This is a genomic window from Jannaschia sp. S6380 (genome assembly GCF_023015695.1).
Classification (GTDB): domain Bacteria; phylum Pseudomonadota; class Alphaproteobacteria; order Rhodobacterales; family Rhodobacteraceae; genus Jannaschia.
In genome coordinates, this window is record NZ_JALKAS010000001.1 from 530,814 (window position 1) to 544,314 (window position 13,501).

At 68.0% G+C, this 13,501-nt stretch carries 14 protein-coding genes; 9 read left to right on the forward strand and 5 right to left on the reverse strand.

Annotation, left to right across the window (positions count from 1 at the left end; translation table 11 throughout):
* Positions 1-67 precede the first annotated feature (67 nt).
* Both MWU52_RS02760 and MWU52_RS02765 read right to left on the reverse strand, forming a co-directional pair.
* Entirely contained in the window at positions 68-532 is a 465-nt protein-coding gene (locus MWU52_RS02760; RefSeq protein ID WP_246949184.1) for an RDD family protein, read from the reverse strand.
* A 102-nt stretch (positions 533-634) separates the two neighbouring features.
* On the reverse strand, positions 635-1,045 hold the full coding sequence (locus MWU52_RS02765) for a DUF2852 domain-containing protein (protein ID WP_246949186.1): 411 nt from the start codon (positions 1,043-1,045) through the stop codon (positions 635-637).
* Between the two features lie 176 nt (positions 1,046-1,221).
* Between MWU52_RS02765 and MWU52_RS02770 the strand changes: the two genes are divergently transcribed.
* A complete protein-coding gene (locus MWU52_RS02770; RefSeq protein ID WP_246949188.1) occupies positions 1,222-1,902 on the forward strand; it encodes a YrbL family protein in 681 nt (226 codons plus the stop codon).
* Here MWU52_RS02770 and mnmA read toward each other — a convergent pair.
* A complete protein-coding gene (gene mnmA / locus MWU52_RS02775) occupies positions 1,896-3,038 on the reverse strand; it encodes a tRNA 2-thiouridine(34) synthase MnmA (protein ID WP_246949190.1) in 1,143 nt (380 codons plus the stop codon). The two genes, MWU52_RS02770 and mnmA, sit on opposite strands and share 7 nt — an antisense overlap.
* 129 nt (positions 3,039-3,167) lie before the next feature.
* Between mnmA and MWU52_RS02780 the strand changes: the two genes are divergently transcribed.
* The 5 genes from MWU52_RS02780 (at position 3,168) to MWU52_RS17925 (ending at position 8,932) form a co-directional block, all read left to right on the forward strand.
* Positions 3,168-3,446: a DUF1153 domain-containing protein gene (locus MWU52_RS02780; RefSeq protein WP_246949192.1), complete on the forward strand. Its 279-nt coding sequence runs from the start codon at positions 3,168-3,170 to the stop codon at positions 3,444-3,446.
* 93 nt (positions 3,447-3,539) lie between these two features.
* Complete coding sequence (locus tag MWU52_RS02785; protein ID WP_246949194.1) at positions 3,540-4,250, forward strand: response regulator transcription factor CtrA; 711 nt, start codon at positions 3,540-3,542, stop codon at positions 4,248-4,250.
* 149 nt (positions 4,251-4,399) lie between these two features.
* On the forward strand, positions 4,400-6,610 hold the full coding sequence (ligA, locus tag MWU52_RS02790; protein WP_246952734.1) for an NAD-dependent DNA ligase LigA: 2,211 nt from the start codon (positions 4,400-4,402) through the stop codon (positions 6,608-6,610).
* Positions 6,607-8,691, forward strand: coding sequence for an ATP-dependent DNA helicase RecG (gene recG / locus MWU52_RS02795; RefSeq protein ID WP_246949196.1), 2,085 nt, complete (start codon positions 6,607-6,609; stop codon positions 8,689-8,691). The genes ligA and recG overlap by 4 nt, the downstream gene beginning before the upstream one ends.
* 115 nt (positions 8,692-8,806) lie before the next feature.
* Positions 8,807-8,932 carry a hypothetical protein gene (locus tag MWU52_RS17925; RefSeq protein ID WP_281493888.1) on the forward strand — a complete coding sequence of 42 codons (126 nt, stop codon included), beginning with the start codon at positions 8,807-8,809 and terminating at the stop codon, positions 8,930-8,932.
* Positions 8,933-9,118: 186 nt separating this feature from the next.
* On the opposite strand, the gene MWU52_RS02800 is transcribed toward MWU52_RS17925, so the two are convergent.
* Positions 9,119-9,574, reverse strand: a complete 456-nt coding sequence (locus tag MWU52_RS02800) for an iron-sulfur cluster assembly scaffold protein (protein WP_246949199.1) — start codon at positions 9,572-9,574, stop codon at positions 9,119-9,121.
* Positions 9,575-9,643: 69 nt separating this feature from the next.
* Here MWU52_RS02800 and hisI point away from each other — a divergent pair, with 69 nt between their 5' ends.
* From hisI to eda, 3 genes are all read left to right on the forward strand, one after another.
* Positions 9,644-10,003, forward strand: coding sequence for a phosphoribosyl-AMP cyclohydrolase (hisI, locus tag MWU52_RS02805; protein ID WP_246949203.1), 360 nt, complete (start codon positions 9,644-9,646; stop codon positions 10,001-10,003).
* A 122-nt stretch (positions 10,004-10,125) separates the two neighbouring features.
* A complete protein-coding gene (edd, locus tag MWU52_RS02810) occupies positions 10,126-11,931 on the forward strand; it encodes a phosphogluconate dehydratase (protein WP_246949205.1) in 1,806 nt (601 codons plus the stop codon).
* Between the two features lie 33 nt (positions 11,932-11,964).
* Complete coding sequence (gene eda, locus MWU52_RS02815) at positions 11,965-12,597, forward strand: bifunctional 4-hydroxy-2-oxoglutarate aldolase/2-dehydro-3-deoxy-phosphogluconate aldolase (protein WP_246952736.1); 633 nt, start codon at positions 11,965-11,967, stop codon at positions 12,595-12,597.
* Here the strand turns inward: eda and MWU52_RS02820 are convergent.
* Entirely contained in the window at positions 12,594-13,397 is an 804-nt protein-coding gene (locus MWU52_RS02820; RefSeq protein ID WP_246949207.1) for an isocitrate lyase/phosphoenolpyruvate mutase family protein, read from the reverse strand. The two genes, eda and MWU52_RS02820, sit on opposite strands and share 4 nt — an antisense overlap.
* Positions 13,398-13,501: the final 104 nt, after the last annotated feature.

The window sequence follows — 13,501 nt, forward strand, 5'->3', positions numbered from 1 at the left end:
GGACCCTAGACGAGAGGTCCGCCCCGTCAACGAAAAAGACCGTTGCGCGCTCGACTTGAGCGCGGCCTCAGCCCGGCCGGTTGATCGCGGCCGAACCCATGACGAGGTCGGTCAGGCCCTGCCGGCGCCGGGTGGTCAGCATCGCACCGATCGAGACCAGCACGGGCAGCACGAACGTCATCGAGGCGTAGTAGCCCGCGACGTGCAGGATCGACTGGCCGATGTCGAAGCGCTCGCCATCATGGCCGCGTAGCTCGATCCCCAGAAGGCGCATGCCCCAGGTCGAGGAGCCGTTGGCCAGCGTCGTGACGCGGTAGAGCGCACCGATGGCCACGAAGAACAGCGGCCACAGGAAAAAGCCGACGGTCAATGTCGCGATGCCCGCCAGGATCGTCAGGCCGGTGATGATGGCCAGATCGACCAGCCAGGCAAGGCCGCGCTTGGCCACGACCCCATCGTAGAACCGCGCGTCGCGGTCCGGATCCGGCAGGCCGGCGACGTCCCGTTCGGTGATCTCGGTCCAATGGGTCATGGTGCGGTGTCCTTCGTGCTGTGTTGGATCGGCGCGGCCGGGCAGGCCGGGCACCGGGTGTATGTCCGGCCCCGTGGCGCCCTGCCACGGGACCGGGGGCGATCAGGCGTCGGTCGGGCCGTCGTCTTTATCACGCTTGGCGCGATCTTCCATGAACTGGTCGAACTCGGCCTTGTCCTTGGCTTCGCGCAGACGGTTTAGGAAGCTCTCGAACGCCTCCTGCTCGTCTTCGAGGCGGCGCAGCATGTCGGCCTTGTAGCTGTCGAAGGCCATGTTGCCGGTGCTGCGGAAACGGGCGGGGGCCATACGGCGGGACGTGCAGGCGGCACCTTTGAACATGCGTTTGCTCCAGATCATGTAGGCCAGCAGCGCAAGGCCGACGGGCCAGAAGAAGATGAACCCGAGGACCATGGCCGCGATCCATGCGCCTTTGCCGCGCGCGTCGAGCCATCCTTCGGTGCGGGTGAACCAGTTGCCGGTCGAACGGCCGGCATAGGCGGGGGCGGGGGTCATATGCGTCTCCTTCGGGTTTATGTGAACCTGTTTCACATTAAGTCAGATGGGATGCCGCCCACATCCCGACAAGGGGGACACGCGAAAAAAGTGAATCATATTCACATTGGGGGACCAAGGGTCGTCTGCGCTTTGATCCGGCGTCGATACGTCATAGAGAGGCCACCATGACACGCATGCGTACGGAAACCGGCGTCCTGGATCTTTCGCAGGCGACCCAGGTGGCAAATGGCGCAGTCCGCGACGTCTTCGAGCGGCCGGGGCATCCCGACCAGCTTCTCAAGACGCTCCGGCTGGAAAAGCGTGCCGTATATGACAGCAGGCCCGGATTGCTGGCGCAGTTCAAGCGGCGTTTCACGCTTGGGCCGTACAAGTATTTCCTAAAGGAGTATCGCTGCTACCTGCGCACCGCGCATCTGGCCGAGAAGTTCGACCGCCCCATCCCGATCGCCGAGTTCGGCGGCGTCGTCCGGACCGAGCGGGGCCTGGCCCAGGTCGTGCAGAAGGTCGGCGACGAGCAGGGAGGGCTGGCACCGACGCTTCGGATGCTGCTGCGCGTCGAACGGTTCGACCCGGATCTGCTACGACGGTTGAACGCGTTCGTCGACGACATTCATGTCCTGCGCGTGGTCGCGCCGGACCTGAACGCCGGAAACATCGTGCTCGACCCGAGCGGGGATGCCCCGCGCTTCGTCCTGATCGACGGCTATGGCGAGAAGAGCGTCCTGCCCCTTCGCGCCTGGTTCCCGGCCCTGAATGCCCGCCAGCTGGACCGGAACTTCGCCCGGATCGGACGGTCCCGGCACCTCATCTGGAACGCGGCCGCCCGCCGGTTCGATCCTGCGCCCGATCAGTAGCCGCGCCAGATCCATCCGCCGCCCAGGACGCGCGTGCTGTCCAGATCGTAGAACACGCAGGCCTGGCCAGGGCTTACACCTTCCTCGGGGGTCAGCAGTTCGACCTCGGCCAGCCCGTCGCCTTTTGGCCGCAAGATCGCCTCCCTCGGGGGGCGCGTCGACCGCACCTTGACACCCAGATGCCATTCGTCACGCGAAGCAAGCGGTGCATCGCCTAGCCAGTTGATCTCGCGCAGCGGCACCAGCCACGTCGCCAATGCCGATTTCGGGCCGACGACGACCTGACGCGCGTCCGGGTCCAGGCGCACGACGTAAAGGGGCTGCGACAGGCCACCGATGCCCAGGCCACGGCGCTGGCCGACCGTGTAGTGGATGACGCCTCCGTGCCGGGCAAGCTCCCGACCTTCCATGTCGACGATCGCGCCCGGTTCGCCCGCGCCGGGGCGCAGCTTTTCGATCACCGCGGCATAGTCGCCATCGGGGACGAAGCAGATGTCCTGGCTGTCGGGCTTGTCGGCGACCGGCAATCCGTAGCGTTCCGCCAATGCGCGCGTGGCCGCCTTGTCGGGCAGATGCCCCAGAGGGAACCGAAGATAGTCGAGCTGTTCGCCCGTGGTCGAGAACAGGAAATACGACTGATCGCGTACCGGATCCGCCGCCATGTGCAGCTCGGGCCCATGCAGCCCGTCCCGACGCTGGATGTAGTGGCCGGTCGCCATGCAATCCGCCTCCAGATCGCGGGCCGTCTCCAGCAGGTCGCGGAACTTGACGCGTTCGTTGCAGCGGATGCAGGGCACCGGGGTCGCACCGCCCAGATAGGCGTCGGCGAACTCGTCGATGACCGACTCGCGGAACGTGTTCTCGTAATCCAGGACGTAGTGGGCGAACCCCATCGTCTCGGCCACGCGGCGGGCGTCGTGGATGTCGCGACCCGCGCAGCAGGCGCCCTTCTTGGCCAGCGCCGCCCCGTGATCGTAGAGCTGCAGCGTGACGCCCACGACGTCGTAGCCCTGTTCGGACAGCATCGCGGCGACGACCGAACTGTCCACGCCGCCCGACATCGCGACCACGACCCGCGTCTCGGCGGGCGGCTTGGCGAAGCCGAGGCTGTTCTGCACGGGCAGGTCGAGGGGCATCGGGCCAACTCCGGGAATTGCGGGAACGGCGCCAGATATAGGAAAATCGGTCGTATTCACAACCCGCCGCTTCACCCCCGCTTAACCCCGCGCGCGACAGGAATGCCTCAGCAGACACAGGAGGCTGAAATGTATCTTCGCAAGGGGCCCGGGCCCCGCATGGTCACCCTGCCGGACGGAACCCGCATGACCCGGGCCGATCTTCCGCCCATCGGCACCCGGCGCTGGGTCGCCCGCCGGAAGGAGGCGGTGGTGCGCGGCGTCCAGTCGGGCCTTTTGCCGCGCGAAGAGGCGATGGAACGTTACGACCTTTCCGACGAGGAGCTGGAAAGCTGGGAAAAGGCGGTTGACGCGCATGGCCGGAATGGGCTCAAGACGACGCTCCTGCAACAGTACCGACAATCCTAGCTTGTCCGACGGGCCGCTTCTCCTGATGGTAATAGTAAATTAACCATTTCGGGAAAGGGTGGGCGGTGTCCCGAAGATCTCGCGGAGAGAGATATGAGAATCCTGCTCGTCGAAGACGACCCCACGACATCCAAGAGCATCGAAATGATGCTCGGCAGTGCCAGCCTGAACGTCTATTCCACCGATATGGGCGAGGAGGGCGTCGACCTCGCCAAGCTCTACGACTACGACCTCATCCTGCTGGATCTGAACCTGCCGGACATGAACGGTCATGACGTGCTCAAGCAGCTTCGCCTCAGCCGGATCGAGACGCCGATCCTGATCCTCTCCGGCTCCGACGATACCGAGAACAAGATTCGTGGTTTCGGCTTCGGCGCCGACGACTACATGACCAAGCCGTTCCACCGCGACGAACTGATCGCGCGGATCCACGCCATCGTCCGCCGTTCCAAGGGGCATTCGCAGTCGGTGATCCGCACCGGGACCGTGGCGGTGAACCTCGACGCCAAGTCGGTCGAGGTCGAGGGCCAGCCGGTCCACCTGACCGGCAAGGAATACCAGATGCTGGAACTGCTGAGCCTGCGGAAGGGCACGACCCTGACGAAGGAGATGTTCCTGAACCATCTCTATGGCGGCATGGACGAGCCCGAGCTGAAGATCATCGACGTCTTCATCTGCAAGCTGCGCAAGAAGCTCGCGGTCGCGACCGGCGGTGAAAGCCTGATCGAAACGGTATGGGGACGTGGCTACGTCCTGCGCGACCCCGAGGGCAGCACCGGGACCCGGCGCCTGACGCACGCCTGACCCTCGGACCCCGCCGCGGCGCCGGGCGGCGGGCGCGGCGGGGGTCACGAAATCGGTGGAAAGGCGCGGCCACCGGCCCTATCACCCTGTACCGGGGACCGGACGGAGGGATCGGGGTGACGGACAGTGCGGCGCTTGATGTCGAAGCGATGGATGCCAAGGCCGCTGCCGCCGAACTGGAAAGGCTGGCCGTCCTCCTCGCCGCGGCGGATCTGGCCTATCACACAGCCGACGCGCCGGAGCTGACCGATGCCGAATACGACGCGCTGAAGCGCCGAAACCTCGCGATCGAGGCGCGGTTTCCCGACCTCCGGCGTCCGGAAGGGCCCGGTGGCAAGGTCGGCGCGGCCCCCGCCGATGGGTTCGGGAAGGTGCGGCACGCGGTTCGCATGCTGTCGCTCGGGAATGCGTTCAACGCGACCGATGTGGCCGAATTCGACGCCCGGATCCGCCGCTATCTCGACCTGAGCGACGGGGCGCTCCTGGCCTACACCGCCGAGCCCAAGATCGACGGGTTGAGCCTGTCGCTCCGCTATGAGGGTGGGGCGCTCATCCGCGCCGCCACGCGCGGCAATGGCGAAGTGGGGGAGGACGTCACCGCCAACGCCCGCACGATCGACGACATCCCCGAACGTCTCGACGGTGCCCCCGATACGCTCGAGGTGCGCGGCGAGGTCTATATGTCGCATGCCGATTTCGCCGCCCTGAACGACCGTCAGGCCGAGGCCGGGGCGAAGACCTTCGCGAACCCCCGCAACGCCGCGGCCGGCAGTCTGAGGCAGCTCGACTCCGCGATAACGGCCGCGCGGCCGCTGCGCTTCTTCGCGTATGCTTGGGGCGAGGTTTCCGAACCCCTGGCCGATACGCAATCCGGTGCCCTGGACCGTTTGGCGGCCCTTGGTTTCGTGACCAGCCCGGAAACGCGCCGATGCGAAGGCCCGGGCGACCTGCTGCGACGCTACGCGGAGATCGCCGCCGCGCGGGCCGAGCTGGGCTATGATATCGACGGCGTCGTCTACAAGGTCGACGACCTGTCCTATCAGGCCCGTCTCGGGTTCCGCTCGACAACGCCCCGATGGGCCATCGCGCACAAGTTTCCCGCCGAAACCGCGTGGACGCGGCTCGAAGGTATCGACATCCAGGTCGGCCGCACCGGCGCGCTCTCCCCGGTGGCGCGCCTGCGGCCCGTCACAGTGGGCGGCGTCGTGGTGTCGAATGCCACGCTTCACAACGAGGACTACATCGCCGGCACCGATGCCGGGGGCGAGGCGATCCGTGTGGGCGACCTGCGCATCGGCGACCGGGTGGAGATCTACCGCGCTGGCGATGTCATCCCCAAGGTGCGCGACGTCGATCTCTCGGCCCGGCCGCCCGACGCCGTACCGTACATCTTCCGCACCGATTGTCCCGTCTGCGGCAGCCCCGCCCTGCGCGAGCCCGGCGAATCGGTTCGCCGCTGCACCGGCGGCCTGATCTGCGCGGCGCAGCGTGTCGCGCGGCTGAAGCATCTGGTGTCCCGCGCCGCGCTGGATATCGACGGCCTCGGCGACCGCGAGGTCGAGCGGTTCCACGAGCTCGGTTGGGTGCGGGCGCCCGCCGACATCTTCACCCTCCGGTCGCTTCACGGCGACGGACCCGACGCGCTCGCCCAGCTCGACGGCTGGGGCGAAACCTCGGCGGGCAACCTCTTCGCCGCGATCGAGGCTGCGCGGACCCGCACGCTGGCGCGCGTCCTCTTCGGATTGGGCATCCGGCATCTCGGGGAAGTCGCGGGCCGCGATCTGGCCCGTCATTTCGAGACTTGGGACGCCTTCGCGGTCACCGTCGATGCCGCCACGCCCGCCGCGCATGCCCACCGCTGGGCGGAGGAGGCGGCGATGGCCGAACGCGCCCGGGCCAAACGGACCGGGGAGCGCGCGGCCCTGGCGCGCGTCCGGCAGGCCGCCTGGGCGGACGTGTCGCCCGAGGCCCGCGCCGCCTGGGACGACCTGACCGGCATCGATGGCGTCGGCGCCACGCTGACCTTGGCCATCTGCGACGCGCTGTCGGCGCCGCAGGAACGCGCCGCGATCGACGCGCTGCTGGGCGAACTGGACCCGGCTCCGCCCGAAGCGGCGGCCGATGCGGGGCCGGTGGCGGGCAAGACCGTCGTATTCACCGGCACGTTGGAGCGGATGACGCGGGCCGAGGCCAAGGCCCGGGCCGAGGCTTTGGGTGCAAAGGTGTCCGGGTCGGTCTCGGGCAAGACGGACATTCTGGTGGCGGGTCCCGGGGCGGGCTCGAAGGCGGTGAAGGCGCGCGAACTGGGCGTCGAGACGATGGACGAGGATGCCTGGCTGTCTTTGATCGGCGACGCGTGACCGGGCGCCCCGAACGCCTGTTCCCGCTTTTCGCGGGCCTCGAGACGCTGCCGGGCGTCGGACCCAAGACAGCCAAGCTGTTGGCGAACATGGCCGTCGCCGTACCCAAGGACCTGATCTTCACGCTGCCCACCGGCGGGGTGGACCGCACGCCCGTCGCCTCCATCCGCGAGGCGGAACTGCCCGGCATCGTCACCGTTCCCGTCACCATCGGCCGTCACATCCCGCCCGCCACCCGCGGCCGTCCGTACCGGATCGAGGTGGAGGATGCGCGGACGAGCTTTCAGGTCGTCTATTTTCGCGGATCCGCCGACCTGCATGCGCGCGTTCTGCCGACGGGGCAGCAGCGCGTCTTGTCGGGAAAGGTCGAACTCTACGATGGCGTGGCGCAGATGCCGCATCCCGATCACGTGCTGACCCCGGGCGAGCGGCTGCCCGTTTTCGAACCGGTCTATCCGCTGACGGCCGGGGTCACACCCAGGGTCATGGCCCGGGCGGTCGAGGCGGCGCTGCAACGCGTCCCCGACTTGCCGGAATGGATCGACTCGGCCCTGTGCGCCGACCGGGGGTGGCCCGATCTCGCCACGGCCTTGGAGGAAGCGCATTATCCGACCGGCGCCCCCGACCTGTCGCCTGCGACGTCCGCACGGCAGCGGCTCGCCTATGACGAACTCTTCGCGCATCAGCTGACGCTGGCCCTGGCCCGCGCGACGGAACGCGAACGTCCCGGTCTTGCCAGTTCCGGCGACGGGCGGCTGCGGCAACAGGTGCTGGACGCCTTGCCATATCGGCCGACCGGCGCGCAGCAGCGGGCCGTGGACGAGATCGCGCGGGACATGGCGCGGCCGCGACGGATGAACCGTCTGCTGCAAGGCGACGTCGGCTCGGGCAAGACGCTGGTCGCGCTGATGGCGCTGCTCACCGCGGTGGAGGCCGGAGGGCAGGGCGTGCTGATGGCCCCGACCGAGATCCTGGCACGGCAGCATCTGGAAGGCTTGCGCCCGCTGGCCGAGTCGGCGGGCGTGGTGCTGGAGTTGCTGACTGGGCGGGACAAGGGGCGGGAACGGCAGGCGAAGCTCGACGCGCTGGCCCGGGGCGACATCGCGATCCTGGTCGGGACCCATGCCGTGTTCCAGCGCGACGTGGCCTTCGCCGATCTGCGCCTGGCCATCATCGACGAGCAGCACCGCTTCGGTGTCCGGCAGCGCATGCTGCTGGGCGAGAAGAACGCGCGGACCGATGTGCTGGTGATGACGGCGACGCCGATCCCGCGATCCCTGGCGCTGACGCAATACGGCGACATGGATCTGAGCGTACTGGACGAAAAGCCGCCGGGCCGGACGCGGGTCACGACGGCCACGGTTCCCGTCTCGCGGATGGATGACGTCATCGCCAAGCTGCGTGCGGCCGTGGCCGATGGGCGTCAGGCCTATTGGGTCTGTCCGCTGGTCGAGGAGTCGGAGGTTGTCGACACCACCTCCGCCGAGGAACGGTTCCGAACTTTGCGCGCCGCGTTGGGTGAGGGAACCGTGGGCCTTGTCCATGGACAGATGCCCCCGGCCGACAAGGATGCCGCGATGGAACGGTTCGTCGCCGGCCGGACCGCTGTGCTGGTCGCGACCACGGTGATCGAGGTCGGCGTGAACGTTCCGAACGCCTCGATCATGGTCATTGAGCGGGCCGAGACGTTCGGGCTGGCGCAGCTGCACCAACTCAGGGGCAGGGTGGGGCGCGGGGCCGCGGCATCGACCTGCCTTCTTCTCTACCGCGCACCCCTGGGCGACACCGCCGAAGCGCGCCTGCGCATCCTACGTGAAACGGAGGACGGCTTTCGCATTTCCGAGGAGGATCTGGCCCTGCGCGGCGCGGGCGATGTCATCGGCACGGCCCAGTCGGGCCTGCCGCGGTTCCGCGTAGCCGACTTGGAGCGGCAGGCGGGGCTGATGGAACTGGCCAGTTCCGATGCGCGCGCGCTGCTGCAGCGCGATCCCGACCTGTCGAGTGCCCGCGGCAAGGCGGCCCGACTGCTGCTCTGGCTGACGGAACAGGAGCGGGCGCTGCGCCTTCTGTCCGTAGGATAGGGTCAATCCCACCGTCGGGAAATTTTTGTTCGCTAATGTTCTAACAAAGTTCTTTACTTTGCCGTTAAGAAATGAGAACAAAGTGACAACAAGAGCAGCAGCAGCAGGTGACATCATGGCACGCAAGGTACTGAACGTTTTGACGCGGATCGAACGCGAACCGGTGACCGATGTCCTCGGGGGCATCTGGCTGGTAACGCTGATGGTCAGCCTGCTGCATCTTCCGTCCATCCTGGCTTGACGCCGGGTATTCCGTTTCTGCCTGCATCCCGAACGCCCATACGCCCCATCCTTCGGTCTCCCCGTTTCCGATGATGGGTGGTCGCCGCCCCGCCGTCCCCGCGGGCGATGCGGCTCGGTCCTGCCAGAGCGTGCCCGGGATGCTACCTGATCCGCCGCCTCCGCCCCACGGAGTGCGGCGGTTTTTTCATTGTGCTGACGACCGTTCGGCGCAGGCCTGCTCCATCGCCTCCACGGACGCATCCAGCGCGAGCAGGATCGAGGCGTGCCGGTTGCGGAAATCGCGGGCCGGCGTCAGAACTTCGAACCCGTCGAAGGGCGCCGCCGGAACCGGGCCGTTCTCCTTGAGCATCGCGCGCAATCCGTCGCGGACGGCCCGCACTTCCGCCAAGTCCCGGCCCAGGATCGCGCGTCCGCTGACCGAAGCCGATGCCTGGCCCAGCGCGCAGGCCTTCACGTCCTGCGCATAGCGGCTGATCCGCCCGTCCTCCACGTCCAGCGAGATGGTGACCGTCGACCCGCAAAGCGGCGACCGCTTGCGCACCGTTACCTGCGGATCATCCAGCGGCGTGGTGGCCGGCATGTCGGCGGCCAGTTCCAGGATCCGCCCGGAATACAGCTTCACGAGGTTGGCTTCGGACATCTGCGGCTTCCTATCGACGCTCACGCGGATTACGTAGCGGCCCGAGCCCGCAATGCAAAGGTGCGCCGCATGACCTTCGACCCCGCCAGCCTGCGCTACGATGCCGCCGGCCTGATCCCCGCCATCGCGCAGGACGACGCGACGGGCGAGGTCCTGATGATGGCCTGGATGAACGCCGACGCCGTCGCGCGGACGCTGGAGACGGGGCGCGTGACCTACTGGTCCCGCTCCCGGCAGGCGTTCTGGGTCAAGGGCGAAACCTCGGGGCATGTGCAGCGGCTCGTCGACCTCCGCATCGACTGCGATCGCGACTGCCTTCTGCTGCGGGTCGACCAGACAGGCCCCGCCTGCCATACGAACCGCCGGAGCTGTTTCTACACGGCCGTGCGCGACGGGGACGAAGTCGAGCTGATGGCTCCGGAGAATTGAACCCTCTGCCGACAGTTTCGGTGCGCGTCCGTCCAACCGCGCCAATCCTTCGGGGAAAACAGGTCGTCCGCCTCTTGAACCGTTACCGCTAACAAGGCATTGGTCCCGGAAAGGAGATCGCCATGCCGCTCGATGCCCGCCTGGATGAAATCACCGACCGGATCCGCGAACGCTCGCAGCCGACCCGCGACGCCTACCTGACCCGCATGCACGCCCAGGCCCAGCAGGGGCCGCGTCGCGGGCATCTGGAATGCGGCAACCAGGCCCATGCCTATGCCGCAATGGGCGACATGAAGGATGATCTGGTGGCCGAACGGGTGCCGAATATCGGGATCGTCACGGCCTATAACGACATGCTGAGCGCGCATCAGCCGTTCAAGGACTACCCCGACCGCATCAAGGCCGCCGCCCGCACGGTCGGCGCCACAGCGCAGGTCGCGGGCGGCGTGCCGGCGATGTGCGACGGCGTCACGCAGGGCCAGCAGGGGATGGAGCTGTCGCTCTTCTCGCGCGATGTGATCGCCTTGGCCACGGGGGTCGCCCTGTCGCATAACACGTTCGACAGCGCGCTCTATCTGGGTATCTGCGACAAGATCGTGCCGGGGCTGGTGATCGCGGCGGCGACCTTCGGCTACCTTCCCGGCATCTTTGTGCCCGCCGGTCCCATGACGACGGGCCTCGGCAACGAGGAGAAGGCCCGCACACGCCGCGAGTTCGCCGAAGGCAAGATCGACCGCGCCGCCCTGATGGCGGCTGAGATGGCGTCCTATCACGGGCCGGGCACCTGCACCTTCTATGGCACCGCCAACTCCAACCAGATGCTGATGGAGTTCATGGGCCTACACCTGCCGGGCGCCAGCTTCGTCAACCCCGGCACGCCGCTGCGTGATGCGCTGACCGACGCCGCCGCCCTTCGCGCGACCGAGATCACGGGGCTGGGCAACGATTTCACCCCGGTCTGCGACGTTCTGGACGAAAAAGCTTACGTGAATGGCCTCGTGGGCCTCATGGCGACGGGCGGTTCGACCAATCTGGTGCTGCACCTGATCGCCATGGCCCGCGCCTCGGGCGTGGTGTTGACCTGCGCCGATTTCGATGCCGTCTCGGACATGACGCCGCTGATGGCGCGGGTCTATCCGAACGGTTTGGCCGACGTGAACCATTTCCACGCCGCGGGCGGTCTGCCCTATATGATCGGACGATTGCTCGATGCGGGCCTGCTGCACGAGGACGTCACCACCGTCGCCGGCAAGGGGCTGTCGGCCTATGCGTCGGAACCCAAGCTCGACGGCGGCCGCATCGCCTGGGCGCCTGGCCCGACCGAAAGCCAGAACGACAAGATCCTGAAGCCGCCGCACGACGCATTCGACCATCATGGCGGGCTGAAACAGGTGCGCGGCAATCTCGGCTTGGGCGTGATGAAGATCAGCGCCGTGAAGGAAGAGTTCCACGTGATCGAGGCGCCCGCCCGCGTCTTCCACACCCAGCAGGCCGTCAAGGACGCGTTCCAGGCGGGCGAATTGAACGGCGACCACGTCGTCGTCGTTCGCTACCAGGGGCCGAAGGCCAACGGCATGCCCGAACTGCACGGCCTTACCCCCGTCCTGTCGATCCTGCTGCAAAAAGGCCACCGCGTGGCCCTCGTCACCGATGGCCGTATGTCGGGCGCCTCGGGCAAGGTGCCCGCGGCGATCCACGTCGCGCCCGAGGCGCTGGATGGCGGGCTGATTGCGCGGGTGCGCGACGGCGACTTGATCCGCGTCGATGCCGCCGCCGGCAAGCTGGAGGTGCTGACCGATGGCGTCGCCGACCGCCCCCTGGAACATCCCGACCTCGCATCCAACGAGACCGGGCTGGGCCGCGAGCTGTTCAAACTCTTCCGGGCCACGGCCGGTCCGTCCGACCAGGGCGCCGGCGTCGTCATCTGACGCGCCGATCCCGAGACCGCGAAAGGAACCATGATGACCCCACAGGACCAGTCCCGCGCGGCCCGCGACATTGCCGGCCGAGCGCCGGTCATTCCCGTCCTCGTTCTCGACGATGCGGACCATGCCCGCCCGCTGGCCGAGGCCCTCGTCGCCGGTGGCCTGCCCGCGCTGGAGGTCACGCTGCGGACGCCCGCCGCGCTCGACTGCATCCGCGCCATGGCCGAGGTGGAGGGCGGCATCGTCGGTGCCGGCACGCTTCTGACGCCCGAGGACGTGCGCGCCGCCAAGGCTGCCGGCGCCCGCTTCGGCGTCTCGCCGGGCGCCACCGACCGCCTGATCCAGGCCTGCATCGACGAGGATTTGCCGCTCCTGCCCGGTGCGGCGACCGCGACCGAAGCCATGGCCCTGCTGGAGAAGGGCTTCGACATGCTGAAGTTCTTCCCCGCCGAGGCATCCGGCGGCGCGTCCGCACTCAAGGCCATCGGAGCGCCCATCCCGCAGATCGCCTTCTGCCCGACCGGCGGCGTCAGTCTTTCCAACAAGGCCGACTACCTTAGCCTGCCCAACGTCGTCTGTGTCGGCGGCAGCTGGGTCGCCCCAGGGGACAAGATGCGGGTTGGCGATTGGGACGCGATCGAACGCCTGGCCCGCGAGGCGCGGGCCTAGCGCGCACCGTCCTCCAGGTAGCCGTCGACCTCGCCCGATCCGATACCGCCGAGCTTGCTGTAGTCGCCGGCCAGGAACATCGGCTGCACGGCGTCGCGGATCACCTGATGCGTCGCCCGCGCCAGCGACGACCCCAGAGAAATGCGGGCCACGCCCGCCGCCGCGAATTCCGGCCCGGTGACTTGCGTCCAGGGCCCCGCGGCCAGTGCGTTGACCGGCAGGCCCACCGCCCCAACGATCCGTTCAAGATCGGCCATTTCCCCCGGCATCGGACAATAGAGGACATCGACGCCTACGGCCTCGAACGCCTGCAACCGCCGGATCGCCTCATCCACATCGTAGGCGCGGTGCATCACCCCGTCGGCCCGCGCGCAGAAGACGAAATCGTGCGGCGCCCGTCGGGCCGCCTTGGCCGCCGCCTCCATTCGCGCGACCGACGCCTCGAACGCATAGGGTTCGCCCGCGCCGTCCACATCCTCGATGCAGCATCCCGCCAGCCCGGCCAGCGCGGCCATCTCCACCGTCGCGCCGCAATCCGCCGGATCGGGGCCATAGCCATCCTCCAGATCCGCCGAGACCGGGACCGCGACGTGATCGGCCAGGTCCTTCGCATGCGCGATCGCTTCCTCGCGCCCCACGCGCCCGCCATCGGGCAGGCCGCGCGTGAACGCGTATCCGGCAGACGACGTCGCCACCGCCTTCGCACCCAGGGCCACCAGCATCCGGGCCGATCCGACATCCCAGGCATTCGCAAGGATGAACGGGTCGCCGGGGACGTGCATGTCGCGAAAGCGGGTCATCGAAACTCTCCTGTTGGGGCCGGCATGACCGGACACCTTGCGGCCCCATCTGTCAAACGCTTGGCAGGCGGGGGCCGCCATGCTAGGCGCGGGTCTATGGGCAC

Bases quoted from the DNA above. Each gene is read 5' to 3' on its own strand.
- MWU52_RS02760 (WP_246949184.1), bottom strand. From the start codon at position 532: ATGACCCATTGGACCGAGATCACCGAACGGGACGTCGCCGGCCTGCCG.
- MWU52_RS02765 (WP_246949186.1), bottom strand. From the start codon at position 1,045: ATGACCCCCGCCCCCGCCTATGCCGGCCGTTCGACCGGCAACTGGTTC.
- MWU52_RS02770 (WP_246949188.1), top strand. From the start codon at position 1,222: ATGCGTACGGAAACCGGCGTCCTGGATCTTTCGCAGGCGACCCAGGTG.
- mnmA (WP_246949190.1), bottom strand. From the start codon at position 3,038: ATGCCCCTCGACCTGCCCGTGCAGAACAGCCTCGGCTTCGCCAAGCCG.
- MWU52_RS02780 (WP_246949192.1), top strand. From the start codon at position 3,168: ATGTATCTTCGCAAGGGGCCCGGGCCCCGCATGGTCACCCTGCCGGAC.
- MWU52_RS02785 (WP_246949194.1), top strand. From the start codon at position 3,540: ATGAGAATCCTGCTCGTCGAAGACGACCCCACGACATCCAAGAGCATC.
- ligA (WP_246952734.1), top strand. From the start codon at position 4,400: ATGGATGCCAAGGCCGCTGCCGCCGAACTGGAAAGGCTGGCCGTCCTC.
- MWU52_RS17925 (WP_281493888.1), top strand. From the start codon at position 8,807: ATGGCACGCAAGGTACTGAACGTTTTGACGCGGATCGAACGCGAACCG.
- MWU52_RS02800 (WP_246949199.1), bottom strand. From the start codon at position 9,574: ATGTCCGAAGCCAACCTCGTGAAGCTGTATTCCGGGCGGATCCTGGAA.
- hisI (WP_246949203.1), top strand. From the start codon at position 9,644: ATGACCTTCGACCCCGCCAGCCTGCGCTACGATGCCGCCGGCCTGATC.
- edd (WP_246949205.1), top strand. From the start codon at position 10,126: ATGCCGCTCGATGCCCGCCTGGATGAAATCACCGACCGGATCCGCGAA.
- eda (WP_246952736.1), top strand. From the start codon at position 11,965: ATGACCCCACAGGACCAGTCCCGCGCGGCCCGCGACATTGCCGGCCGA.
- MWU52_RS02820 (WP_246949207.1), bottom strand. From the start codon at position 13,397: ATGACCCGCTTTCGCGACATGCACGTCCCCGGCGACCCGTTCATCCTT.